The sequence below is a fragment of the Roseomonas nitratireducens genome (assembly GCF_017813355.1).
Lineage (GTDB): Bacteria > Pseudomonadota > Alphaproteobacteria > Acetobacterales > Acetobacteraceae > Neoroseomonas > Neoroseomonas nitratireducens.
This window is the reverse complement of sequence record NZ_JAGIYZ010000009.1, coordinates 1-25,069: the sequence shown is the minus strand read 5'-3', so window position 1 is coordinate 25,069 and position 25,069 is coordinate 1. Positions and strand designations below refer to the sequence as shown.

The following is a 25,069-nucleotide window of genomic DNA, read 5'->3' as shown; positions in this document are numbered from 1 at the left end:
CGTCAGTCGAGGCGGGCGGTGACGCCGAGTTCTGGCGCGAGGCGCGTGTTCCAGGCGTCGACGCAGGGCTCGCCGCAGCGCCGGACCCATCCCGGGAGCACGGTTTCCGTCAGCAGTCGCAGGCGGCGCTGCTGGTCCGCCGGGGTGACGGGAACCACCGTCATCGTTCCGCGGCGTCCCGAGGCACAGGCCGGCTGGCCCGAATTGCAGGCGACGCCCTCACCGGTCTCGACTTCGGCGGCTTCCCAGATCTGGCGCTCAAGCCCGGCGAGTTCCTGCCTGATCATCGCGCGCGCCCAATCCGGCAACGCATTCCAGGCAGCACGGTTCGCCCCGAAGACGGAAAGGCCCCAGGTGACGGCCATGCCGTGCATGTGCGTCGTGATCTCATGCAGCCCGATTGCATTCGCAGAGAGGGTTCCCGTCACGGCGCATTCGACGACGCCCGACCGCATGGCGGCAAGCGTCTCGCCGAAGGGTATCACCACGGGCGTTGCGCCGAGCGCGGCAAACATCTCGGATTGCCCGACGGACGATGTGCGGATCCGGCGGCCGGCTAGGTCCGAAAGTCCCGCGAATGCATTGCGGCAGAAGATGACCTGCGCGGGATAGGTGTAGACCGCCAGCAGTTCCACATCGTAACGTTCGGCGAGCACGGCCTCGAGGTGAGGGCGGTAGAGGCCAACGGTCCGCCGGAGGGCCGCCATGTCGGGATTCACCGTCGGCAGGTCGACCGCGTTGAACTCGGGCTCGTCGGCGCTGACCACCGCAAGCAGTGCGGTGCCGAAGGGCACGACGCCGAGCCGCATCAACGCGAGCATTTCCTGCGCGCGGATGCCGCTGCGGTCGAAGGGAGCGATTTCGGCCTGGATCCGATTGCCCGAGACCTCCGGCAGGCGCCGGCGCCAGAACGGCTCCTCGTAGCGAACGTATTGGCTTACGTCCGCGAGGCCGCCGACAATCTTGATGCGTATGGGCGCCTCGGGGCTCGGCTGCGCCACGACGCTCGGGCTGCCCATCAACCCGAGCGCGCAAATCGTCCAAATTGCCAGGTGCCTCAAGGCCCCTCCAACCACTCCTGCCTCCTGCGGGTATTTGTGAAGGCGTCTTGCTACCTTTACGCGAACTGTCTCACGCTCACCATTAAGAAACTTTGTCCGGCCCGACCCTGCCCTGGGGGGCCAACCGCCGATGGGACACAGCCGACATGACGATGCCCGCCCGCCGAACCGCCATTGCAAGCCACCGCGGCGGGGCGTTTCTCTGGCCCGAGAACGGGCTTGTCGCCTTTCGTGCAACCGCCGGCCTCGCGCTCGAGCAGGCAGAGTGTGACGTCCACGCCTCCTCGGACGGGGAGGCGGTGGTCATCCACGACGCCACCCTCGAACGGACCACGGAGGGGCGTGGGCGGGTCGCCGCCAGGACGGCCGACGAACTCCGACGGTTGCGCCTGCGGGGCGGCGGCGGAGAGACGGTGCCTTTGCTGTCCGACATGCTGGCGACGCTGGCCGGCTCCGATGTCGCGCCGCGCGTCGAGATCAAGGATGATGGCTCAGGGCAGCCCTATCCGGGGCTCGTTAACCGGGTTCTGGCCGAGCTGGACCGGGCGGGCATGCGCCGGCAGGCCTGGATCATCGGTTTCGATGCGCCGACCATGGCCGACGCGGTGGCGCTCGGCGGCCTGGCTGGCGTCGCCTGGCTGCTGGAATCGGCCACGCTCCGGGCGCTCGGCGTGCGCGGCGCCGTGGCCGTCGCGACCTCCTACGGCTTTCCCGAGATCGGCGTGCATGAATCGGTGCTCGACGCCGAGATCTGCGGCGTCCTTCGCGCGGCTGGGCTCGGCATATCGGTGTGGGGCGCGAATCACGCGCCGTCGATCCGGCGGATGCTCGGTCTTGGCATCGACCTCCTGGCAACGGACGATCCGCCGCTCGCGATCGAACTGCGCGGTTGACGAGGCGCGTATCCGGGTTGCAACGGCGGGGGGCCTCCACCTAACCTCGACTCAAGAAGAAGCATGGGGGGCGCGCCAATTGAGTGCCGAGACGGCCGTTCTCGAGGTGGAGCGCGTCAGCCTGCGCTTCGGCGGCGTTCGTGCCCTGACCGAAGTGTCCTTTGCCGTGCAGCGCGGCGAGATCTTCTCGATCATCGGACCGAACGGCGCGGGCAAGACCTCCATGGTCAACTGCATCTCCGGTCGCTACCGGCCGACCGAGGGACGAATCCTGTTCGAGGGACGCGACGTCACGCCGCTGCGCCCCAATCGGCGCGCGGCGCTCGGGATCGGGCGGACCTTCCAGAACCTCGCGCTCTTCGGTCACATGACGGTGCTCGACAACATCATGGTCGGCCGGCACCACCTCCTGCGCGCGGGCTTCGTTCGCGGCATGGCCTATTGGTTCGGTGGTGCGCAGCGCGAGGAGCTCGCGCATCGGCGTGAGGTGGAGGAGATCATCGATTTCCTCGAGATCCAGCATGTCCGCAAGGCGATCGCCGGAACCCTCTCCTACGGTTTGCGCAAGCGGGTGGAACTGGCGCGCGCCGTGGCGCTGAAGCCGAGCCTGATCCTGCTCGACGAGCCCATGGCCGGCATGAACCTCGAGGAGAAGGAGGACATGGCCCGCTTCATCATCGACCTGAATCAGGAATGGGGCATGACGGTCCTGATGATCGAGCACGACATGGGCGTGGTCATGGATATCAGCCACCGCGTCATGGTGCTCGATTTCGGCCGCAAGATCGCCGAGGGGTTGCCGGAACAGGTCATGGCCCACCCGCAGGTCCGAAGCGCCTATCTCGGCGAGGCGGATGCGGCGGTGAGCCCCGCGGAGATCGACGGGTGAACGGGCTGAAGGACACCTTGCCGCACCTGCTCGCGCAGAATGCTGCGCTGCATGGCGGCGATGTGGCGCTGCGGGAGAAGCAGTTCGGTATCTGGCGGAGTTTCACCTGGGCCGAGTACCACACGCGCACGCGCCTGCTCGCACTTGGCCTGCAGCGCCTCGGCATCCAGGCGGGCGAGGTGGTCGCGCTGATCGGCGACAATCGGCCGGATTGGGTGATGGGAGAAATCGCGGCGCACGCCCTTGGCTGCCGAACCCTCGGCGTGTACCGCGACGCGCTGGAGGACGAGGTCGCCTATCTGCTGTCCCATGCCGGCGCCAGCGTGGTGTTCGCGGAGGATGAGGAGCAGGTCGACAAACTCCTCTCCGCCGCTGACCGCCTGCCGGGTCTGCGGCACATCGTCTTCAGCGATCCGCGCGGCATGCGAAAGCTCGATGATCCGCGCCTGATCTCCATTGATGTGCTGATCAAGCTTGGCGCCAACGAGGATCCAGCCAATTACGACGCGCTGCTCGCGGCGATGGACCCGGAGGCGGTGGCGATTCTGTGCACCACCTCGGGGACCACGGCGCGGCCCAAGCTCGCCATGCTGACCTCCGGCGCGCTCGTCAGGCATTGCCGGACCTATCTCGATGCGGATCCGAAGGGGCCCGGGGATGAGTACGTCTCGGTCCTGCCGCTGCCCTGGATCATGGAACAGATGTACGTCCTCGGCTGGGGCCTGATCGCCCGGATGAAGGTGAACTTCGTCGAGGAACCCGAGACGATGATGGCCGACTTCCGGGAGATCGCGCCGACCTTCGTGCTGTTCGCCCCGCGGGTATGGGAAGGGATTGCCGCCGAGGTGCGGGCGAAGGTGATGGATGCCTCCCCGTTCAAGCAGCGGGCCTTTTCGGCCGGTATGCGGATGGGGCTGGCCGCGCTCGAACGCGGGGGACGTTCCATGGTCGCCGATGCCCTGCTGTTCCGGGCTTTGCGTGACCGGCTGGGCTTTACCCGCCTGACATCGGCGGCGACCGGCGGTGCTGCGCTCGGCCCCGACACCTTCCGCTTCTTCCAGGCGCTCGGCGTGCCGCTTCGCCAGATCTACGGCCAGACAGAACTTCTCGGGGCTTATACGACCCACCGGCCCGATGCGGTTGACTTCGATACCGTCGGCGTTCCCTTCGGCAAGGAGATCGACATCCGGATCGACCAGCCCGATGCGAATGGCGTCGGAGAACTCGTCACGCGCCATCCCAACATGTTCGTCGGCTACCTTGGCGTCGAGGAGAACCCGGACCTGCGCGATGGCTGGCTGCACACCGGCGATGCAGGCTACTTCAACGAGGATGGGCAACTGGTCGTCATCGACCGCGTCAAGGACATCGCGACGACGAGCGTTGGCGATCGCTTCTCCCCGCAATTCATCGAGAACAAGCTGAAGTTCAGCCCCTTCGTGGCGGAGGCCGTTGTCCTCGGCCATGAGCGCCCGCACCTCGCCGCGATCATCTGCATCCGCTTCCCCATCGTCAGCAAATGGGCCGAGCAGAAGCGGATCGCCTTCACCACCTATTCGGATCTTTCGGCCAGGCCCGAGGTGATTGCCAAGATCCGGGAGGAAGTGGGCAAGGTGAACGCTTCCCTGCCGCCCGCGCAGCGTGTCCGCGAGTTTGTCCTGCTCTACAAGGAGCTCGACGCGGATGACGAGGAATTGACGCGCACGCGCAAGGTCAGGCGCGGCGTCATCAATGCCAAGTATGGCGCGATCATTGACGCGATCTATGCCGGCGACGACGCCATCCCGATCGACACCACCATCGCGTTCCAGGACGGCACGAAGCAGCGGATCCGCACCGTTCTGCCTGTGGCTCGCATGGAAGCGCGGCCGGCGCATTCCGCGCCGGCCCTCGCGGAGAACGCCTGAATGGAATGGACCCTGCTGTTCCAGCTCGTGCTGAACGGTCTCGTCGTCGGCGCGCTCTATGGCGTCGTCGCGATGTCCTTCGTCCTGATCTACAAGGCGTCGCAGGTCGTGAACTTCGCGCAGGGCGAGTTCCTGCTGGTCGGCGCCTGGGCGTGCTGGTGGCTGCTGACGAACTGGCAATTGCCCTTCTGGGCGGGCTTCCTGCTGACGCTGGCCTTCATGACGGTGTTCGGCGTGCTTCTCCAGATCATCGTCCTGCGGCCACTGATCGGCGAACCGGTGATCAGCGTCATCATGGCGACGGTCGGTCTTTCGATCTTCTTCCAGGCCTTGGTGAAGTGGATGTTCGGCGTCTTCGCGCAGCCCTTCCCGCCTATCTTCTCGGTCGAACGCGTCAGCCTCCTCGGCCTCGAGGTCCAATCGGTCTATGTCGCAAGCCTCGGCGTCTCCGCTTTCATCATGCTCGGCTTCTGGTGGTTCTTCACCTATTCGAAGCATGGGCTCGCCATGCGGGCGACTGCCTTCGACCAGCAGGTCGCGCAGTCCCTCGGCGTATCCGTCCCGCGGGTGTTCGCGATGTCCTGGGCGATCTCGGCGGTCGTTTCGGCCGTTGCGGGCGTGGTGGTGGGTGTCGTGAACGGCGTTTCCTCGGCCCTGTCCTTCTACGGGATCAAGGTATTCCCGGCGGTCATCGTGGGCGGGCTCGATTCTATCGTGGGCGCCGTGCTCGGCGGATTGATCGTAGGCGTGCTCGAGAACGTGGCGCAGTACGTCGATGCGCAGTGGCTGAACTGGGGAAACATGTACCAGATCGCGCCGTTCTACGCGCTGATCCTGATCCTGCTGATCAAGCCCTACGGGCTTTTCGGCACGCGCAACATCGAGCGGGTCTGAGCGCGCGATGACCTCGATGACGCCGGCGGGCGACTTCCGCTCCTCCTATCGGGCCGATACGACGATCTTCCCGACGCGAGGGTCGCGCTTCGCCATGCTTGCCGGGCTTGCGCTGCTTTGCGCTGCGCCGCTTGTCTTCGGACGCTACGAACTCGGCTTGCTGATCGCCATCGGCTACAGCGCCATCGCCGCCCTTGGCCTCAACATCCTGGTCGGCTTCACCGGCCAGATATCCATCGGACATGCGGCATTCTTCGGCTTCGGGGCCTTCGCCTCGGCGCTGCTTGTCGAGTGGCATGTCCCGGTTCCACTCGCGATCTGGGGCGCGGGAATCATGACCGCGCTGGTCGGTCTGGTCTTCGGCGCCCCTGCCGCGCGACTCAAGGGCCTGTATCTCGCGATTGCAACGCTCGCCGCGCAGTTCATCCTGGAGGACTTCTTCGCGCGTGCGCGCTGGTTCTCGGGCGGTGTCGCCGGGCGCGTCACGGAGCCCTATGAGCTGTTCGGGTTCCGCTTCGACCGTGAGGAAACCTACTTCTACATCGTCCTCGCACATGTGGTCGTGCTGTTCGTCGCCGCGGCCAACCTGATGCGTACCAGGGACGGGCGGGCGCTGGTCGCGGTTCGCGACCACTATCTCTCGGCCGAGATGATGGGCATCAACCTCGCCTACTACAGGACGCTCTCCTTCGGCATAGCGTCCTTCTACGCCGGCGTCGGCGGCGCGCTCTACGCGCACTACCTGCTGTTCGTCAGCGTCGAGGCCTTCAACATCCTCTACTCGATCCAGTTCCTGGCCATGATCATCATCGGCGGGCTTGGGTCGGTCATGGGCAGCCTGATGGGGGCGGCCTTCATGGTGCTGCTGCCCGAGATCGTGCAGTCCGGAGCAGACCTGCTTGCCGGCGGAGCGATCGACAGGGTGCTGCGGCTCGGCGCCTCTATCTCCTTCCTGCGGGAGATGGCGATCGGCGCGGCCATCATCCTTTTCCTCATCTTCGAGCCTGATGGGCTCGTCCATCGCTGGAAAATGATCAAGGCCTATTGGAAACTCTACCCGTTCTCGCATTGAGGCCGGCCAACGGCCCGCAAACAACCAGGAGGAAATGTGCCATGAGGCTTCCGCTGCCACTTCTCGCCGGAGCGCTCCTTGCCACCGGACAGGCTTTCGCCCAAGCGCCGATCCCGGTTGGCCAACTGATGGACAATTCCGGCGCGACCTCGGATGTCGGCGTGCCGTATGGCCAGGGCGTGGCCGATACGCTTGCCTGGGTGAACCAGATGCGCGGCGGCGTTGCGGGGCGCCGGCTTGCGGTGTCGGGCTTCGACTATGGCTATCAGGCGCCGCGCGCCGTTAGCCAGTACCAGTCCTGGGCGCAGCGGGAACGCGTGGTCGCCATCCAGGGCTGGGGCACCGCCGATACCGAGGCGCTGGTCCGCTTCGTCACGCGCGATCGCATCCCCTATATCTCCGCATCCTACTCGGCGGCGCTGACAGACGCCGCCGGCACGTCCCGCCGGCAGGGCGTCGAGGCAGCGCCTTACAACTTCTTCTACGGTCCTTCCTACTCAGACGCGCTGCGCGCGATGCTGCAATGGGCCGCGGAGGACTGGCGTACCCGCGGCCAGCAGGGACGGCCGCGCTATGTCCACATGGGCGCCAACCACCCCTACCCCAACAGCCCGAAGGAGGCGGGCGAGGCGCTCGCGCGTGAACTCGGCTTCGAGGTTCTGCCCGCCATCCAGTTCGCGCTGACGCCAGGCGACTACACGGCGCAGTGCCTGACCTTGCGCAACCAGGGCGCCAACTACGCCTATCTCGGCAATACTGCGGGATCCAACATCTCGGTGCTACGGGCCTGCCAGACGGTGGGCGTGCAGGTGCAGTTCCTCGGAAATGTCTGGGGGATGGACGAGAACGCGATGAAGGCCGCCGGAACCGCTGCGGATGGCGTGGTCTTCCCGGTTCGTACCGGCGCGGTCTGGGGCGGTACCGGTGCCGGCATGGACACTGTCCGCGCGATCAGCCGCGTCTCGGACCAAGCAGGCACGGCCTATCGCCCCGTTCACTACTTGGCTGGGGTCTGCGGTGCCATGCTGATGGTCGAGGCCATGGAAAGCGCGGCTGCGAACGGAGGCCAGGTGACCGGCGAGCGGATCCGCGACGGCTTCTACGCACGGCGCGACTGGGTGCCGAATGGCTTCCAGGGCGTCTGCAATCCATCCAACTTCAGCACCCAGGACCATCGCGGCACGCTGCGCGTCGCGCTTTACCGGGCACGCGTCACCGGAAGCACGGCCCAGGGAACGGTGCAGGAACTGATGGCGGCCGGCACCATGGCGCTGCAGCCGGTGGCGACGATCGACCTGCAACGCCGTGCCGACTGGCTCGGCTGGTAGGCATGGAAGGGACCTCGCAGCCTGCCGCCGCGGCGATCGCGGCGGCGCCACCCCTCCTCGAGGTGAACAACATCGAGGTGGTCTACAGCGAGGTCATCCTCGTGCTGCGCGGCCTCTCGCTCTCGGTGCCCAAGGGCAGCATCGTCGCGCTGCTCGGTGCGAACGGCGCCGGAAAGTCAACGACGCTGAAGGCCATCTCCGGCCTTCTCAAGACGGAAGAAGGGTCGGTCACGCGCGGCGAGGTCCGCTTCGACGGGGAACGGCTGAACGGGATCGATCCGCACCAGATCGTGCGTAAGGGCATCTTCCAGGTCATGGAGGGCCGGCGGATCATCTCCGACATGACCTGTGTCGAGAACCTCCGTCTGGGCGCCTTCACGCGGTCGGACCCAGGGGTCCGGCGCGACATCGACATGGTGTTCGAGTATTTCCCGCGCCTGCGTGAACGCACGGGCCTCGCCGGCTACCTGTCGGGAGGAGAGCAGCAGATGCTCGCGATCGGGCGCGCGCTGATGGCGCGCCCGCGGCTGATCCTCATGGACGAACCATCCATGGGCCTTTCGCCGCTGCTGGTGCAGGAGGTCTTCGGGATCATCCGGAAGCTCAACCGCGATCTCGGCATCACGATCCTTCTGGTCGAGCAGAATGCGCGCATGGCACTCTCCGTCGCCTCCTATGGCTACATCATGGAGCAGGGCAAGGTGGTGCTCGATGGCGAGGCCGCCGCGCTCGCCGAGAATGAGGATGTGAAGGAATTCTATCTCGGCGGCCACGGCGCCGATCGGAAGTCCTTCCGCAACCTGAAATCCTACAAGCGCCGCAAGCGCTGGCTCTGACCCCGAGGTCGCCCATGCCGTCCAACCAGATCCCCACACTCGATTTCGGCCTCGGCGACGAGGTCGACATGCTGCGCGACAGCGTGCGCTCCTTCGCCGCCGAGCGGATCGCGCCGATCGCCGCCGAGATCGACCGTACTGACGAGTTCCCGCGCCACCTCTGGCCAGAGATGGGGGCGCTCGGGCTGCATGGGATCACGGTCGAGGAGGAATATGGCGGCGCGAACATGGGGTATGTCGCGCATTGCGTCGCGATGGAGGAAGTGAGCCGCGCCTCGGCTTCCGTCGGCCTTTCCTACGGCGCGCATTCCAATCTCTGCGTGAACCAGATCCGGCGCTGCGGCACGGCGGAGCAGAAACGCCGCTACCTGCCGAAGCTCATCTCCGGCGAGCATCTCGGTGCCTTGGCGATGAGCGAGCCGGGCGCGGGCAGCGACGTCGTGTCCATGAAGCTCCGGGCCGAGAAGCGTGGCGACCGCTACGTTCTCAACGGCACCAAGATGTGGATCACCAACGCCCACTACGCCGAGACGATCGTCGTCTATGCCAAGACGGATCCCTCGGCCGGTGCCAAGGGCATCACCGCCTTCATCGTCGAGCGCGACTTCAAGGGATTCAGGCCGGCGCAGAAGCTCGACAAGCTGGGCATGCGCGGCTCCCCCACCAGCGAACTCGTCTTCGAGGAGTGCGAGGTGCCGGCGGAGAACGTGCTGGGCGAGGTGGGCGGCGGCGTGCGCGTGTTGATGTCCGGCCTCGACTACGAACGTGCCGTGCTGGCCGCCGGCCCGCTTGGTATTCTGCAGGCCTGCCTCGACCTCGTCGTGCCCTATGTCCATGAGAGGAAGCAGTTCGGCCAGCCGATCGGGGAATTCCAGCTGATCCAGGCCAAGCTCGCCGACATGTACACGATGCTCAGCGCCTGCCGCGCCTATGTCTACGCCGTGGCGCGGGCCTGCGACCAGGGCAGGACGACGCGGAAGGACGCGGCGGGCGCGATCCTGTTCGCCGCGGAGGCCGCGACGAAGGCGGCGCTCGACGCGATCCAGATCCTCGGCGGCAACGGCTACATCAACGACAACGCCACGGGCCGCCTGCTGCGCGATGCGAAGCTCTACGAGATCGGCGCAGGCACCAGCGAGATCCGCCGCATGCTGATCGGCCGCGAACTGTTCCGGGAGACCGCGTGAGTCACATCCTCTCCTCCTCCGTGCTGCCCCGCTCGGAAAGCTTCCGGGCGAATGCCGAGCGGATGCATGCGCTGCTCGACCGCTTGCGCGGCGAAGTCGCGACTGCCGCGGCTGGCGGACCGGACGCTGCGCGGCAGAAGCACCTCTCGCGTGGGAAGCTACTGCCGCGCCAGCGGGTGGAGAGGCTGATCGACCAGGGGGCGCCGTTCCTGGAGCTTTCGCCCCTCGCTGCGCATGGGATGCATGGCGGCGAGGTCCCGGGGGCGGGAATCATCACCGGCATCGGGCGCGTCGCGGGCCGCGAATGCGTCATCGTCGCGAACGACGCGACGGTGAAGGGCGGCACCTATTTCCCGGTCACGGTGAAGAAGCACCTGCGCGCGCAGGAGATCGCCTGGCAGAATCGACTGCCATGCCTCTATCTTGTTGATTCAGGCGGGGCGAACCTGCCGAACCAGGATGAGATCTTCCCTGACCGGGAGCATTTCGGCCGGATCTTCTACAATCAGGCGCGGATGTCGGCGGCCGGCATCCCGCAGGTCGCCGCCGTCATGGGGTCCTGCACGGCGGGTGGGGCCTATGTGCCGGCCATGTGCGACGAGGCGGTGATCGTGCGGGAGCAGGGCACGATCTTCCTCGGCGGCCCGCCGCTCGTGAAGGCCGCGACGGGGGAGATCGTGAGCGCGGAGGATCTCGGCGGCGCGGATGTCCATACGCGGCTGTCGGGCGTCGCGGACCATTTTGCCACGGACGACATGCATGCGCTCGGCCTGCTCCGTCGGATCGTCGGCAATCTTGGTCGCCGGCAGGCGGCCACGGGCGATCCGCCGGCGCCGCCGCGCTTCGATCCCACGGAACTGCACGGCATCGTCCCACCGGATCTCCGCACGCCGGTCGATGCGCGGGAGATCATCGCCCGCATCGTCGACGGGTCGGAACTGGACGAGTTCAAGCACCGCTATGGGACCACGCTGGTCTGCGGTTTCGCGCGCATCTGGGGCATGCAGATCGGCATCCTCGCGAACAACGGGATTCTCTTCTCGGAATCCGCGCTCAAGGGCGCGCATTTCGTCGAGCTGTGCTGCCAGCGCGGCATTCCCCTGCTGTTCCTCCAGAACATCGCCGGCTTCATGGTGGGACGGAAATACGAAGCCGGCGGCATCGCAAAGGATGGCGCCAAGCTCGTCACCGCGGTCGCCTGCGCCAATGTGCCCAAGGTCACCGTCATCACCGGCGGATCCTTCGGCGCCGGCAACTACGGCATGTGCGGCCGGGCCTATTCGCCGCGCTTTCTCTTCACCTGGCCCAATTCGCGCATTTCCGTCATGGGTGGCGAACAGGCGGCGAGTGTCCTTGCCACGCTCCGGCGCGACGCCCATGCCACGCGCGGGGAGGAGTGGAGCGCCGAGGCCGAGGAGGCCTTCAAGGCGCCGATCCGGGAGAAATACGAGCGGGAGGGCGATCCCTACTACGCCACCGCGCGCCTGTGGGACGACGGCATCATCGATCCGGCCGATACGCGCGACGTGCTCGGTCTCGCCTTCAGCGCCGCGCTCAATGCGCCGATCGAGGAGACGCGCTTCGGCGTGTTCCGCATGTGAGCGCGATGTTTGGAAGCCTCCTCGTCGCCAATCGTGGAGAGATCGCCTGCCGCATCATGCGCACGGCGCAGCGCATGGGCATCCGCTGCATCGCCGTGTTCAGCGAGGCGGATGCCGGCGCGCTCCATGTCCAACTGGCGGACGAGGCGCACCCGATCGGACCTGCCGCGGCCCGCGACTCCTACCTGCGCATCGACCGCATCCTGGCCGTCGCGAAGGCAGCCGGGGCAGAGGCGATCCATCCGGGCTACGGCTTCCTGTCGGAGAATGCCGATTTCGCCGAAGCCTGTGAGGAAGCGGGGCTCATCTTCGTCGGCCCGCCGACGGCGGCGATCCGGGCCATGGGCAGCAAGGCCGAATCGAAGGCGCTGATGGTCGCGGCGGGCGTGCCCGTGGTGCCTGGCTATCATGGCGAGGATCAGTCCGAGGAACGGCTGGCCATCGAGGCCGCCGGCATCGGCTTCCCCGTTCTCATCAAGGCGAGCGCCGGTGGTGGCGGCAAGGGCATGCGCCCCGTGCACAGCGCGGCGGATTTCCTGGACGAGTTGGCCGGCGCGCGGCGGGAGGCCAAGGCGGCCTTCGGCGATGACCGTGTGCTGCTCGAACGCTACCTGCAGCGGCCGCGGCATGTGGAGGTTCAAGTCTTCGCGGACCGCCATGGCCGCGCCATTCATCTGCACACGCGCGATTGTTCCGTGCAGCGCCGTCACCAGAAGGTGCTGGAGGAAGCGCCGGCGCCCGATCTTTCGCCGGGCCTTCGCGCGCGGCTGCATGAGGCCGCGGTCGCCGCGGCCCGCGCCGTGGGCTACGTGAACGCCGGCACGGTCGAGTTCATCGTGGAGGGCGAGGACGCCTTCTTCATGGAGATGAACACGCGCCTCCAGGTCGAGCACCCGGTCACCGAGATGGTGACCGGCCTGGACCTCGTGGAATGGCAGTTGCGCGTCGCCGCCGGCGAGCCCTTGCCGTTTGACGAACCGCCGGAGGCCGACGGTCACGCGGTCGAGGTCCGACTCTATGCGGAGGACCCCGCTGCTGGGTTCCGCCCTTCCGTCGGCGTGCTGCGCCGCTTCGTCGGGCCGGGTAGGGCGCCGGGCGTGCGGATGGACACCGGCGTGCGCAGCGATGATGCGATCACGCCGCACTACGACCCGATGATCGCGAAGATCATGGCGCATGGGCCTGACCGCGAGACGGCGCTGCGGCGCCTGTCGGCAGCACTCGCCGATACGCAGCTTGGCGGGTTGACGACGAACCTCGCCTTCCTGCGCCGCCTTGTCGCCCATCCGGCGATGGTCGCGGCGGATCTCGACACCGGCTTCATCGCGCGGCACGAGGCCGCCCTGATCCCGCCGCCGGTCGAAACGCCGCCGGCTGCGCTTGCCGCCTTTGCGGCGGTCTATCTCGAACGCCTTCGCTTGCGTGACGAAGGCGCAGGGCCGTGGGATCGGCGTCGTGGGTTCCGCCTGTTCGGTGCGTCGGAGGAGGTGCTGTCGCTTCGCGATGCGGTGCGCGTGCGCCAATTGCTGGTGCGACGCCGGCGCGGCGCGATGGAGGTCGTGGTCGATGATGGCCCGCCGATCGCGGTCCAGGCCGATCTCTCGGCCGATCTTCGGGCCTCGGTCGACGGCACATGGCACCGCGTGCCCTTCACGCTCGACGATGGCGTGGTGTCCCTGACTTTCGAGGGCGTGGACCACACGCTTGAACTTCTCGACCCCTATGCCCCGCGTGGCGGGGAAGCCGCAGCCGAAGGGCGCCTGTCCGCACCTATCCCGGGGCGCGTCGTGCAGATGCTTGTCGCGGTCGGGGATCGCGTCGCCCGCGGCCAGGTCGTCGCGATCCTGGAGGCGATGAAGACGGAACTTCGCATCGCCGCGCCGGCGGATGGCATCGTCGCGCATCTCGGCTGCGCCGCGGGCGACAGCATCGAGGAGGGGACGGAGATCGTCACCCTCGCGCCGCCGGACGGGGACGCAGCGCTTCCCTGATGGGATTGCGCAGCAGCAGGCCGGCGCCGCGCAGCGCTGCGCCGAGGTGGATCGCCGCCGGCATTGCGGCATAGGCGGCCGGCAGCGGCAGCAGCCTTAGCAGGGCGGCCAGGGCCTCGCTGCGCGCTCCGCGCTGGGCCATGGCGCAGGCGAGCAGCAGCGCGGCTTCGTCAGGATTCACGCGTGGGCAGAGCGGCGCGCAGGCTTGGATCGGCGCGACGCGGAGCAGGGCGTCGAGCGGCGTCGCTGCCACCGCCGCATCCTCGGCAGCCAGCAGTAGGCGCAGCGCCGGCAGTGGCGCCTCGGCTGCCCGCCAGACGCGGAGCCCGTCGAGCATCAGGCGTTCGGGCGCGGGCAGGGCGGCGGCCTCCGCGCCGGTCCAGGGCCAAACGGGCAATCCGCGCGTCGACATGCGGCCTCCTCTCGCTGCGTACGGATTTTTTATCGCAAATGAGAATTAGTCGCAAGTAAGCGGCGTTCAGTGGAAGTCTCGGCTTGCCGGCATCCGCACCCTGGTGCGGGGATCGTCGCGCGGATTGGGCCGGCGCACCTCGTCGGCACGCGCCATCGCGCCTTCCCAGCGCGCCTCCTCCATCAGGTGCAGCCCGTCCAGCAGGTCGGAGCGGTCCGCGACACGCGCGACCAGCAGGTGAATGATCGGCACCTCCGATTTCTCGTGCCGCTCCACGCGCCCTTCCGCGACGATCAGCCGCGCCGAGACGACCGCCGCGCGGAAGCGCTCCGCGATATCGGGGTACATGACCAGGTTGGCGATGCCGTGCTCGTCCTCCACGGTGAAGAAGACGACGCCCTTCGCGCTGCCCGGCCGTTGCCGCACCAGCACGAGACCGGGCAGGCGCAGCCGCCGCCCCTGCGGCGCACGGGCCAGCGCGCGCGTATCCGCAAGCCCCATGTCGTCGAGCCGCGGTCGCAGCAGCGCCATCGGATGGGCGCGCAGCGTCAGCCCCGTGCCGGCATAGTCCAGCACCGTCTGTTCCCCCGCCGTGGCGCGCGGCAGGCGCGGCGCGGCTTCCCGTCCCTCGGCGGCCGCCAATGGCGGCGCCGGCGTGGAAAGCGCCGCCGCATCCCACAGTGCCTCGCGGCGATCCCGCCCCAGGCCGCGGAAGGCATCGGCCTTCGCCAGCGCCTCCAGCGCAGCGCGATCGAGCCGCGCCCGCTGCGCGAGGTCCGCGAGGGAGGCAAAGGGCGCCTCCGCCCGCGCGGCCTCGATGCGCCGCCCGGCCTCCTCCCCCAGGCCCGAGACCAGCCGCAGGCCGAGCCGCAGCGCCAGCCCTTCCGCGCTGCGCGGATCGGGCTCCAGCGTGCAGTCCCAGTCGCTCGCCGTGACATCCGCCGCGCGCACCGCGACGCGATGCGCCTTCGCATCCCGCACGATCTGCGCCGGGGCGTAGAAGCCCATGGGCTGGCTGTTGAGCAGCGCCGCCGCGAAGACCGCGGGATGATGGCACTTCACCCAGGCGCTTGCGTAGACGAGCAGGGCGAAGGACATGGCGTGGCTTTCCGGGAAGCCGTAGGTGCCGAAGCCCTCGATCTGGTGGAAGCAGCGTTCGGCGAAATCCTGCGTATAGCCGCGGCGTGTCATGCCGCCGACGAACTTCTCCCGGAACTGCATCACCTTGCCTTCGGCGCGGAACGTCGCCATGGCGCGGCGCAGCGCATCCGCCTCGGTCGGGCTGAACTTCGCCGCGACGATGGCGATGCGCATCGCCTGTTCCTGGAACAGTGGCACGCCGAAGGTGTGCCGCAGCACCTGGGCGAGTTCGTCCGGCGGGCCGTGCTCCGGCGACGGGCCGGGCAACTCCACGGTCTCCTCCCCCGATCGACGGCGCAGATAGGGGTGCACCATGTCGCCCTGGATCGGCCCCGGCCGCACGATCGCGACCTGCACCACCAGGTCGTAGAAGGTCTTCGGACGCAGGCGCGGCAGCATGTTCATCTGCGCCCGGCTTTCCACCTGGAAGACGCCGATCGCGTCGGCCTTTCGCAGCATGGCGTAGACGCGCGGATCCTCGGGCTGCAGGTCCTCGAGCGCGGGGCGCCTTCCGTGGTGCATCCCGATCAGGTCGAAGGCGCGCCGGAGGCAGGACAGCATGCCGAGGCCGAGCACATCGACCTTCAGGATGCGCAGCGCCTCGATGTCGTCCTTGTCCCATTCGAGCGTGGTGCGGTCCTCCATGGCCGCCCGCGTCACCACCGCGTGTTCCACCAGCGGGCCCTTGGTGATGACGAAGCCGCCGACATGAGTCGCGAGGTGGCGGGGGAAATCCTGGATCTCGTCCGCCAGTTCGATCGCGAGCGCGAGCCGCGGGTCGCCCTCCGCATCCAGGCCGCGCTCGGCCGCGACATCGGCCATGTCCCGGTCGCCACGCGGGCTCCAGGAGGCGCGGGCGAGGCCCGCCGTCACATCCTCCGTCAGGCCGAGCGCCTTGCCGACCTCCCGGATCGCGCTGCGCGGGCGGTAGCGGATCAGCGTCGCGCAGATCGCCGCGCGGCGGCGCCCGTAGCGCTCGTAGATGTGCTGGATCACCTCCTCTCGCCGCTCATGCTCGAAATCCACGTCGATGTCGGGCGGCTCGTCACGCGCGGCGGAGATGAAGCGCTCGAACAGCAGGTCGTGCGTGTCGACATCCGCCGCGGTGATGCCGAGCACGTAGCAGATGGCCGAATTGGCCGCCGAGCCGCGCCCCTGGCAGAGGATGCCCTTCGAGCGCGCGAAGCGGACGATCTCGTCCACCGTCAGGAAGTAGGGCGCGTAGCCGAGCTCCCGGATCAGCACCATCTCATGCGCGATCAGCCTGCGCAGCTTGGCCGAGGGGCCGTCCGGCCAGCGCCGCGCCAGCGCCTCCGCCACCCGCTTCTCGAGCGTCTCCTGTGCCGTCAGCCCGGGCTCGAGGATTTCCTCCGGATACTCGTAGCGCAGCTGGTCGAGGGAGAAGGCGCAGGCCCCGACGACGCGCAGCGTGTTGTCGACCGCCTCCTCATGCCCGGCAAAGAGGCGCCGCATCTCCGCCTCCGGCTTCAGATGCGCCTCGGCATTCGGCAGGGCGGCGAAGCCGAGCGTATCGACCGTGGTGCCGAGCCGGATCGCCGCCAGCACATCGGCCAGCCGGCGCCGCGTCGGGACATGGAAGCGGACCGCACCGGCGGCGAGCAGAGGCAGGCCGAGCCCAGCCAAGGCATCGAGCCGCCTGCGGTCATCCCCGCCATGCCGATGCGCGACCGCGAGAAAGAGCGGCAGCACCAGATCCCGCTGCAGCGCCGCGCGGTCGCGCCGCAACCCTTCGCCGAAATCCGCGCCCGGCCTTTCCGGCGCCACCCGCGCCAGCGCCGAGCCCTTCGCCCCCGCCACAAGCGCATCCCGCCCGATGCGGCATTCGCCCTTGGGCGCGGCGAGCCGCGCTTCGGACAGCATCCGCGTCAGGCGCCCCCATGCGGCGCGGTCGGAAGGCCAGGCGAGGTAGTCCGATCCATCCTCCAGTGTAAGCCGCACGCCGGGCAGGAAGCGCAGCCCTTCCGCCTTGGCCGCCACATGGGCGCGCACCACGCCGGCGAAGGAATTGCGGTCCGCCACGCCCACCGCCGCATGGCCCAGCGCCTTCGCCATGCGCACGATCTCATGCGGATGCGACGCGCCTTCGAGGAAGGAGAAGTTCGTCGTCGCGCCGAGCTCGGCATATCCCGTCACGGCAGGTGCCCGTGCAGCACCCAGCGCGGCTCCTCCCCCGGTTCCGCCAACCCGCCCCGGCAGACCCAGAGCCGCGCGCCCGAGGCCAGTTCCACCCGGTAGTAGTCGCGCAGCTTTCGCCCCGTCCGGTCGCGCCACCATTCCGGCTCGACCCGCTCCGGCCCTTCGGCCCGCACCACCCGATGCGCCTGACGCCCGATCCGGAGCAGGGACGGGGGCGCATCCGGCAGCAGCGCCACGGCACTTATATAAAGTGGGCGGTGCAGCAACCGCACCGGACGGTGCCGGGCCGCCCAGCCCTCCGGCACCGAGACCGCCTCGAAGGCGCCGACGCGCTGCACCGCCCGTTCCGGCCAGTGGGACGCGCGCGGCGCCAGGCGCCAGACCGACAGGCGCTGCGACAGCCGGTCGAGCAGTTGCGCCAGATCCTCCCGTCGCGCCGTGCGGCCGCTCTGGGTGAGGGAGTCCTGCGCGCTGCCCATCGGGTCGGTCGCCAGGGCGGCGAGCGCCAGTCGCTCGAAGCCGCAATCGGGGGCCAGGATTTCGAGTTTCCCGTGGAACAACCGCGCCAGATGCGCCGGATCGCGGGCGGGCAGGCCGGTGCCGATCGCGATCTCTTGCACCTCCCCGTCCACCCGCTCCGCCCGCAACATCAACCGCCGAGCGCCGCGGCCGGCCTGCGCCAGGGCGTGGCAGAGATCGGCCAGCAGGCCGTCGAGCGCCGCCTCGATCCCTTCCCGCGTCACCACCGGATCGGCGAAGTCCCGCGCCACTGCCATCTCCGGCGGCGGCCGGATGGGGGAGATGGGGCGCTCCGCCACACCGAGCGCCTCGTCCAGCGCCCGCGCCAGGCCTGACCCGAAGCGTCGCACCAGCCCTGCCCGAGGTTGCTCCGCCAGGCTGCCGACATCCCGCAGGCCCAGCCCGTGCAGCGCGGCGACTAGTGCCGGCGCCAGCCGCAGGGCCGCGAGCGACAACGGCGCGACCGCAGCTGCCTCTTGCCCCGGGGGTATCATGCCGCCAGCCCCGGCGCGCACCAGCGCCAGCGCCGTGCCCGCCCGTCCCGCCACCGCTCCGCGCGCCGTCAGTCCGCGCCCGCGCAGCCGGCCGAGCACTTCCTCGAACAGCGCGGCTTCCCCGCCGAACAGGTGCTCGACGCCGGTGATGTCGAGCAGCAGCCCGTCCTCACCCGCCACCCCCACCAGCGGCGTGAAACGCATCGCCCAGAGCGCGAGTCGCTCCAGCGCCCGCGCATCGCCGGCAGGATCCTCCGGCACCAAATCCACGCCGGGCAGGATCGCCTGCGCATCGGCAAGCGCCTGGCCCGGGTGCAGCCCGGCGGCCTCGGCCTCGGCCGAGATCGAGAGCACCTCCCGCCGCGATCCACGCTGTCCCCAGATGGCGACCGGCCCGGATCGGCGCAGCCGTTCGACCGGCAGGCGCGGCAGGAGAAGGGCGAGGATGCGGCGCGACGCGTGGAGCGTTCCAGGGGGCGCTGCCCCCTGGACCCCCGCCGGGGAGGCGGCGGCCTCCCCGGACCACGCGGCGTTTGGGTCAAGAAGAGTGAGAGGCGCGATGCTCCCGTCCCGATCGCGGGCGTCTCGTGCCCCTTCTTTTCCCCAACTCGATGGAATCGAGGGTCCGGGAGGCTTTTGCCTCCCGGCGGGGGGACCGGGGGGCTGGCCCCCCGGGTGCCCCACCCGCGGCGGCCCGCAGCAGCGCCGCCTCATGCGCGCTTCCGGGGCACTGCGGCCGTGCCGGCCTCGTCCTCGGTCACCAGCCTGTCCCCGTGCCAGGCGGCGCGCCAGCCCGCGGGACGACCGCCGCGGCAGCGCAGAAGATCGAGGCTCCAGGCCGGGTCGCCCAGCGCGTGGGGGCTCCGGCTGTCGGAGGGTGCGGCGCCGATGCGCCAGCGGGTGAGGGCGGCTGTCGGGGCGGCGTTGTCCTCGTCCGGGCGGAGCAGCAGGCCGAGCACGCCTCCCGCCTCGGCGGCGAGTTGCAGGCGTCGAGCGGCCGTCAGGTCGAGCGCGCCCGTCACCAGCAGGGCAGCGCCCACGGCAGGGCAGCGCAGGGTTTCCTCCATGGCCCAGAGTGCGTCCTGCGGCCGGGTGGCGCGGACCAGCACGAGCGCGGCGGGGGAGAGGCCGAAGCGGGCGAGGCCCGGCGGCCAGGCGTCCGGCTCCGGCGCGATCCAGAGCACCGTGCCGCCGGCCCGGGCCAGGGCCAGGGCCGCGAAGCCGGCGGCGGCGCCGGGTTCCGCGGCGAGGATCTCATGCAGGGCGGCGCGGGGCAGGCCGCCCCAGGGCAGGGCGGCATCGATGGCGGGACAGAGGGGGATGGCGTCCTCCCCTCGCGCGGTCAGGGCTCCGGCCGCGCCGGCGCGTTCCATGCGCGCGATGCGGGCGCGCAGGGCCGCGATCAGGGCTGGGCGGTCGAGCGGAGGAGGGGCGGGGTCGGGTTCGGTCATGGCCTGGGGGAAGGGCCGCTGATGTTCGCTTTATGTTCTTATGCCGGATGCCCCAAGGTCAAGGAGCGCGGATGCTTTGGCTCATCCAGCCCCGTTCAGGGCCAATGGTTTCTGTTCGCAAACCCTTCTGGAGAAACGCTTTCCTGCCCCTTGTCCCGCCGGCTGCGCCGCCCGACCATCATCAGCCGGAACGCAAGGAACGGCAGACCATGGACGCAGTCCCGCCCCCCGCCAGCGGCATCGTCGACGGCTTCGAGGGGGCGGTCGGCAATACGCCGCTGATCCGACTCCGCCGCGCGAGCGAGGCCACGGGCTGCGAGATCCTCGGCAAGGCCGAGTTCATGAACCCGGGCGGATCGGTGAAGGACCGGGCGGGGCTCGGCATCATCCTCGACGCCGAGCGGCGCGGCCTGCTGACGCCCGGCAAGCCGGGCACGATCGTGGAAGGCACCGCGGGCAACACCGGCATCGGCATCACCCTCGTCGCCAATGCCCGCGGCTATCGCAGCGTGATCGTGGTGCCGGAGACGCAGAGCCGCGAGAAGATCGACTTCCTGCGCATGATCGGCGCCGATCTGCGCCTGGTGCCGGCGAAGCCCTTCTCCGACCCGGGCAACTACGTCCATGTCAGCCGGCGGTTGGCCGAGGAGATGGGCGCCGTCCACGCCAACCAGTTCGACAACATCGCGAACCGCGCCGCGCATGAGGCGACGACGGGCCCGGAGATCTGGACGCAGACCGATGGGCATGTCGATGCCTTCACCTGCGCCTGCGGCACCGGCGGCACCCTTGCCGGCGTCGCGCGGGCGCTCAAGGCGCGCAAGCAGGGTGTGCGCATCGTGCTCGCCGACCCGATGGGCAGCGCGCTTTATTCCTGGGTGAAGACCGGCACCCTGAAGGCCGAGGGCAATTCCATCACCGAGGGCATCGGACAGGCCGCACGCGTGCCCGGCAATCTCGAGCCCGACCGCGCGCTGATCGACGATGCCGTGCAGGTGACGGACGAGGAGGCGCTCGAGCAGGTCTTCGACCTGCAGATCCATGAGGGGATCTCGCTCGGCGGGTCCGCCGGCATCAATGTCGCCGCCGCCATCAAGGTGGCGAAGGCGCTCGGGCCCGGGCACCGGGTGGCGACAATTCTCTGCGACGGCGGCGCGCGCTACCAGTCGAAGCTGTTCAACCCGGAATTCCTGCGCGGCAAGGGCCTGCCCGTGCCGCCCTGGCTGGCCTGACCCGCGAGGCTCCTCCCATGGAAGCGATCGAACTCGCTCGCGCCATCCGCAGCCGCGACCCGGCCCGGCCATCCTGGCCGGAGGCGATCCTCTGCTATGCTGGGCTTCATGCGGTGCTGTGGCATCGCCTTGCGCACGCCTTGTGGCGTGCGGGGATGAAGGGCCTCGCGCGCTTCGTCTCCCACATCGGGCGCTTCCTGACCGGCATCGAGATCCATCCCGGCGCCCGGATCGGCCGGCGACTCTTCATCGATCACGGCATGGGCGTGGTCATCGGCGAGACGGCGGAGATCGGCGACGACGTGCTGATCTATCACGGCGTCACGCTCGGCGGCCTGTCGGGCCAGCCCGGCAAGCGGCACCCGACCATCGGCAACGGCGTCGCGATCGGCGCGGGGGCGCAGGTGCTCGGCCCGATCGTGGTCGGGGAGGGGGCGCGGATCGGCGCGAATGCCGTGGTGACGAAGGAGGTGCCGCCGCATTGCACCGTGGTCGGCATCCCGGCGCGGCCGCCGGCCGGGTCCATCTGTGCCGATCCGACGGTCGGCTATGGCCTGACCCATCCGGAAGATGACCCCGTGGGCGAGCAACTGGCCGCGATGCGCGCGGAACTGGCTGCGCTGCGCGCGCGCGTGGCCGAGTTGGAGCGGCAGCCCGAGACAACGCGCTGACCCGGCGCATATGAAAAAAGGCCGGCACCTTTCGGGTGCCGGCCTTTCTGCGAAGGGGCGGGCCTTCAGCGCCGCGGCGGCGTCAGGTCCCAAGGGGCGCGGGTGGCTTCCCGCATCGCATCGGTCCGGCTGATGCCGATGTCCGACAGCATGCGGTCATCCATCTCGGCGAGATGGCGACGGCTTTCGACGGCGTGGAGGACACGGCGCAGCCAATCGAGCCAGGTCGTGCCGCGCACCGCGGCATTCCGGATGGTCCGGGTGGTGGAAAGGCTGCGGCTGGTCATGGGGCGGTCCTCCTTGTGGCGCCTGAGCCAGGACCATGGCAGCGGGCGCAGCATCAGAAAAACGAAATCTCTTGACGATTATCATCAGCATCCTTGATCTCTCAGGCCGGAGGGCACACCCATGCTGGCCATTCCCCCGGGCCTCGACCCCGACCTGCTTCGCTCCTTCGTCCTGATCGCCGAAGGCGGATCCTTCACCCGTGCGGCCAATGCCGTCGGGCGAACCCAGTCCGCGGTTTCCATGCAGATCCGGCGGCTCGAGGAGGCGCTTGGCCAGCCGCTGCTGCTGCGCGGGCCGCGCGGGGTGGAGACGACGCCGCACGGCGCGTGGCTTCTGGAGCGGGCGCGCCGGCTGCTCGCCATGCATGACGAGATCGTGGCGACCTTCCGCACGCCGGCGGTCGCCGGCAATGTCCGGCTCGGCACGCCCGATGACTACGCGCTGCGCTGGCTGCCGGGGATTCTCGCCCGCTTCGCCGAAGTCCATCCGGCGGTCGAGGTCGAGGTGACCTGCGCGCCATCAAACGAACTCGTCGAACGGTTGGAGCGGGATGAGATCGACCTGACGCTGCTCTCGGCGGGCAACGAGAAGTCGGGGATGGTCGGCCAGCCGCTCTGGCGTGCAGGCCTGCGTTGGATCGGGTCCAGTGCCCATGCGGCGCATCGCCGGGCACCGATCCCGCTTGCCACCGCGCAGCCGCGCTGCGTCTGGCACCACGCCGCGGTGCAGGCACTGGATGAGGCCCGCCGCCCGTGGCGCGTCGCTTACCGGAGCACATCCCAGGCGGGGACGCTCGCGCCCGCGCTGGCCGGTCTTGCGGTCACGGTCGGCCTGCCCGGCCCCCTTCCGCCCGGGCTGCGCTTCCTCGGTGCGGAGGATGGCATGCCGCCGCTGCCGGATTTCTCCATCGCGCTCTTCACCGGACGTGCGGGCGGTCCCGTGGTTGAAACCCTGGCAGAGGCGATCCGCGCCGGCTTTGCCGAGGCGGCGGTGACCCAGGCTTGAGCCGCCACGGCCGGCATGTCATGTCCGCGCATGCCGCGCGGCCGGTATCGGCATGCCGGAGAAGGGGGAGCCATGAATCGTTCCACGCCTACCGCGTTCATGGCTGGCGGGACTTCCGCGAAGGAACCGGTCTTTCCCTCTGCGCCTGAAGCTTTGGCGCGCAGGCGCGGCGGCGGGGCTTCCGTCGTGGAGACAAGGCGATTCGGCTGGGTGATGCGCGTCGCCCGCATGACGGCGGGCTCCTGAGATGGAGGAGGCCGCGCGTTTCGCGGCGATGATGGAGGAGGGCGCCGCGCTCAGGCGCCGCCTCGCAAGCGAAGCGGCGGGGACGCTGATCGCCGTCGTCGATGCCTGCGAGACGGCGATCCGGGCTGGCGGCCGCCTGTTCTTTTGCGGCAATGGCGGCAGCGCCGCGGATGCGCAGCATCTAGCGACGGAGTTGCTGGTGCGGCTGCGCTCCAGTGTCGAGCGCCCCTCCTGGCCCGCGATCGCGCTGACGCTGGACCCGACGGCGCTGACGGCGGGCGGGAACGACTATGGGTTCGAGGAGGTGTTCGCGCGGCCGCTCTCGGGTCTGGGGCGCGCCGGCGACGTGCTGTTCGGGATCACGACGAGTGGCAAGTCACCGAATGTGTTGCGTGCGCTTGAAACTGCGCGCGGCATGGGCATCGCGACCGTCGGGCTGCTCGGAGGAGATGGCGGGCCGGCACGCGCGCTCTGCGACCACGCGCTTGTCGTGCCGAGCTCGGTGACGGCGCGCATCCAGGAAGCGCACATCGCCTTGGGCCATGCCGTGATGGAGTTGCTCGAGGATCGGCTGGTGCGGTCATGACGGTGCTGGTGACCGGCGCGGCCGGCTTCATCGGCATGCATGTCGCCGAGGCGCTGCTTGCGCGCGGGAACCGCGTGATCGGCCTCGACAACCCGAACCCCTACTATGCCCCGCGCTGAAGGGTGCACGCCTGGCGCGGCTTGAATCGCGAGGCGGCCTCACTTTCCTGCCGATCGATGTGGCCGATCGTGCGGCGATGCTGCCCTTGGCCGAGCGTTATCCCGAGGTGACGCGCATCGTGCACCTGGCTGCGCAGCCTGGCGTGCGCCATTCGCTGGTCGATCCCTTCGCCTATGTCGAAGCGAATGTGATGGGGCATCTCGTCGTGCTGGAGATGGCGCGCCGGATGCAGCGGCTCGAGCACCTCGTCTACGCGTCGTCGTCGTCGGTCTATGGCGCGAATCGCCAATTGCCCTTCGCTGAGGCCGACCGGGTGGACCATCCGGTGTCGCTCTACGCGGCGACGAAGCGCGCGGCGGAGCTGATGAGCGAATCGCACGCGCACCTGTTCGGCCTGCCGCAGACCGGCCTGCGCTTCTTCACGGTCTATGGGCCCTGGGGACGGCCGGACATGGCGCCATGGATGTTCGCGGAGGCGATCCTCGCGGGCCGGCCGATCACGCTCTACGAGGGTGGGCGGCTCAAGCGGGACTTCACCTTCGTGGAGGACATCGTCGCCGGGGTCCTTGGCTGTCTAGATCGGCCGGCGCCCGCGCGCGTGCCGCGGATCTTCAACATCGGGAACCATCGCAGCGAGGAAGTCCGGCGCTTCGTGGCGGTGCTGGAGGACGCGCTGGGGCGCAAGGCAACGATTCTGGACGCGCCGCGCCCGGCGACGGATGTGGAGGAAACCTTCGCGGATATCTCGGCGATTGCTGCGCTGTGCGGCTTTGCGCCGCGGACGCCGATCGAACAGGGCGTGCCGCGTTTTGCGGAATGGTATCTCTCCTGGCGAAGGGGGGTTGACCGGGGTGTCGAAGGCGCATAGAAGCCCGTCCACGCCGCTGATGGCGGGGGCTTGACCCGGGTGGACGGTTCCACTAAGTTCCTTGCCCCGCCACAAGCGGTGTTTTGCCAAACTGGCATCTGTAGCCTCACCTGAGGTTGCTCGGGCTGGTTTGGTATTGTTCTTTGACAATTGTATCGGTTTTGGAAGTGTTTTGAGTATGATCTTAGCGATCCTTGAGTGGGTGGCTTGGATTGGCTTTT

The 25,069-nt window shown here is 69.1% G+C and carries 20 protein-coding genes and 1 pseudogene; 15 read left to right on the top strand and 6 right to left on the bottom strand.

Annotation, left to right across the window (positions count from 1 at the left end; translation table 11 throughout):
- Positions 1-2 precede the first annotated feature (2 nt).
- A complete protein-coding gene (locus J5Y09_RS10595) occupies positions 3-1,061 on the bottom strand; it encodes a TRAP transporter substrate-binding protein (protein WP_245217026.1) in 1,059 nt (352 codons plus the stop codon).
- Positions 1,062-1,207: 146 nt separating this feature from the next.
- On the opposite strand from J5Y09_RS10595, the gene J5Y09_RS10590 reads away from it, so the two are divergent.
- The 10 genes from J5Y09_RS10590 to J5Y09_RS10545 all read left to right on the top strand — a co-directional run bounded on the left by J5Y09_RS10590 (position 1,208) and on the right by J5Y09_RS10545 (position 13,659).
- Positions 1,208-1,954 (top strand): glycerophosphodiester phosphodiesterase, encoded by a 747-nt coding sequence (locus J5Y09_RS10590; protein ID WP_245217025.1) that lies wholly within the window; start codon positions 1,208-1,210, stop codon positions 1,952-1,954.
- Positions 1,896-2,843 carry an ABC transporter ATP-binding protein gene (locus J5Y09_RS10585; RefSeq protein WP_432761236.1) on the top strand — a complete coding sequence of 316 codons (948 nt, stop codon included), beginning with the start codon at positions 1,896-1,898 and terminating at the stop codon, positions 2,841-2,843. Before J5Y09_RS10590 ends, J5Y09_RS10585 begins: the two co-directional genes overlap by 59 nt.
- Positions 2,840-4,750 (top strand): AMP-binding protein, encoded by a 1,911-nt coding sequence (locus J5Y09_RS10580; RefSeq protein WP_209351734.1) that lies wholly within the window; start codon positions 2,840-2,842, stop codon positions 4,748-4,750. Before J5Y09_RS10585 ends, J5Y09_RS10580 begins: the two co-directional genes overlap by 4 nt.
- Positions 4,751-5,644 carry a branched-chain amino acid ABC transporter permease gene (locus tag J5Y09_RS10575; protein WP_209351733.1) on the top strand — a complete coding sequence of 298 codons (894 nt, stop codon included), beginning with the start codon at positions 4,751-4,753 and terminating at the stop codon, positions 5,642-5,644.
- Between the two features lie 7 nt (positions 5,645-5,651).
- Positions 5,652-6,716 (top strand): branched-chain amino acid ABC transporter permease, encoded by a 1,065-nt coding sequence (locus J5Y09_RS10570; protein ID WP_209351732.1) that lies wholly within the window; start codon positions 5,652-5,654, stop codon positions 6,714-6,716.
- A gap of 41 nt (positions 6,717-6,757) precedes the next feature.
- Positions 6,758-8,044, top strand: a complete 1,287-nt coding sequence (locus J5Y09_RS10565; protein ID WP_209351731.1) for an ABC transporter substrate-binding protein — start codon at positions 6,758-6,760, stop codon at positions 8,042-8,044.
- 2 nt (positions 8,045-8,046) lie between these two features.
- Positions 8,047-8,880 carry an ABC transporter ATP-binding protein gene (locus J5Y09_RS10560; RefSeq protein WP_209351730.1) on the top strand — a complete coding sequence of 278 codons (834 nt, stop codon included), beginning with the start codon at positions 8,047-8,049 and terminating at the stop codon, positions 8,878-8,880.
- A gap of 14 nt (positions 8,881-8,894) precedes the next feature.
- Positions 8,895-10,067 (top strand): isovaleryl-CoA dehydrogenase, encoded by a 1,173-nt coding sequence (locus J5Y09_RS10555; RefSeq protein ID WP_209351729.1) that lies wholly within the window; start codon positions 8,895-8,897, stop codon positions 10,065-10,067.
- Positions 10,068-10,129: 62 nt separating this feature from the next.
- A complete protein-coding gene (locus tag J5Y09_RS10550) occupies positions 10,130-11,668 on the top strand; it encodes a carboxyl transferase domain-containing protein (protein WP_209351861.1) in 1,539 nt (512 codons plus the stop codon).
- Positions 11,669-11,673: 5 nt separating this feature from the next.
- The gene (locus J5Y09_RS10545) at positions 11,674-13,659 is read left to right on the top strand and encodes an acetyl/propionyl/methylcrotonyl-CoA carboxylase subunit alpha (RefSeq protein WP_209351728.1); all 1,986 of its coding nucleotides are present in this window, start codon (positions 11,674-11,676) and stop codon (positions 13,657-13,659) included.
- On the opposite strand, the gene J5Y09_RS10540 is transcribed toward J5Y09_RS10545, so the two are convergent.
- The 4 genes from J5Y09_RS10540 to J5Y09_RS10530 all read right to left on the bottom strand — a co-directional run bounded on the left by J5Y09_RS10540 (position 13,619) and on the right by J5Y09_RS10530 (position 19,832).
- Entirely contained in the window at positions 13,619-14,071 is a 453-nt protein-coding gene (locus J5Y09_RS10540; protein ID WP_209351727.1) for a hypothetical protein, read from the bottom strand. The genes J5Y09_RS10545 and J5Y09_RS10540 overlap by 41 nt on opposite strands.
- 66 nt (positions 14,072-14,137) lie before the next feature.
- A complete protein-coding gene (locus J5Y09_RS10535) occupies positions 14,138-17,365 on the bottom strand; it encodes an error-prone DNA polymerase (RefSeq protein ID WP_342451451.1) in 3,228 nt (1,075 codons plus the stop codon).
- Positions 17,362-19,095: a Y-family DNA polymerase gene (locus J5Y09_RS24315; RefSeq protein ID WP_245217024.1), complete on the bottom strand. Its 1,734-nt coding sequence runs from the start codon at positions 19,093-19,095 to the stop codon at positions 17,362-17,364. Before J5Y09_RS24315 ends, J5Y09_RS10535 begins: the two co-directional genes overlap by 4 nt.
- Positions 19,092-19,832: an ImuA family protein gene (locus J5Y09_RS10530; protein WP_209351725.1), complete on the bottom strand. Its 741-nt coding sequence runs from the start codon at positions 19,830-19,832 to the stop codon at positions 19,092-19,094. Before J5Y09_RS10530 ends, J5Y09_RS24315 begins: the two co-directional genes overlap by 4 nt.
- Before the next feature lie 209 nt (positions 19,833-20,041).
- On the opposite strand from J5Y09_RS10530, the gene J5Y09_RS10525 reads away from it, so the two are divergent.
- Both J5Y09_RS10525 and cysE read left to right on the top strand, forming a co-directional pair.
- Complete coding sequence (locus tag J5Y09_RS10525) at positions 20,042-21,064, top strand: cysteine synthase A (RefSeq protein WP_209351724.1); 1,023 nt, start codon at positions 20,042-20,044, stop codon at positions 21,062-21,064.
- A gap of 17 nt (positions 21,065-21,081) precedes the next feature.
- Positions 21,082-21,735 (top strand): serine O-acetyltransferase, encoded by a 654-nt coding sequence (gene cysE / locus J5Y09_RS10520; RefSeq protein ID WP_209351723.1) that lies wholly within the window; start codon positions 21,082-21,084, stop codon positions 21,733-21,735.
- A gap of 65 nt (positions 21,736-21,800) precedes the next feature.
- Here cysE and J5Y09_RS10515 read toward each other — a convergent pair whose 3' ends face one another.
- A complete protein-coding gene (locus J5Y09_RS10515) occupies positions 21,801-22,022 on the bottom strand; it encodes a DUF1127 domain-containing protein (protein ID WP_209351722.1) in 222 nt (73 codons plus the stop codon).
- Positions 22,023-22,143: 121 nt separating this feature from the next.
- Between J5Y09_RS10515 and J5Y09_RS10510 the strand changes: the two genes are divergently transcribed.
- From J5Y09_RS10510 to J5Y09_RS10500, 3 genes and pseudogenes are all read left to right on the top strand, one after another.
- On the top strand, positions 22,144-23,028 hold the full coding sequence (locus J5Y09_RS10510) for a LysR substrate-binding domain-containing protein (RefSeq protein ID WP_209351721.1): 885 nt from the start codon (positions 22,144-22,146) through the stop codon (positions 23,026-23,028).
- Between the two features lie 247 nt (positions 23,029-23,275).
- Positions 23,276-23,860: a D-sedoheptulose-7-phosphate isomerase gene (locus tag J5Y09_RS10505; protein ID WP_209351720.1), complete on the top strand. Its 585-nt coding sequence runs from the start codon at positions 23,276-23,278 to the stop codon at positions 23,858-23,860.
- Positions 23,857-24,848, top strand: a pseudogene (locus J5Y09_RS10500) (NAD-dependent epimerase/dehydratase family protein). Before J5Y09_RS10505 ends, J5Y09_RS10500 begins: the two are co-directional and overlap by 4 nt.
- The last annotated feature ends 221 nt before the right edge of the window (positions 24,849-25,069 follow it).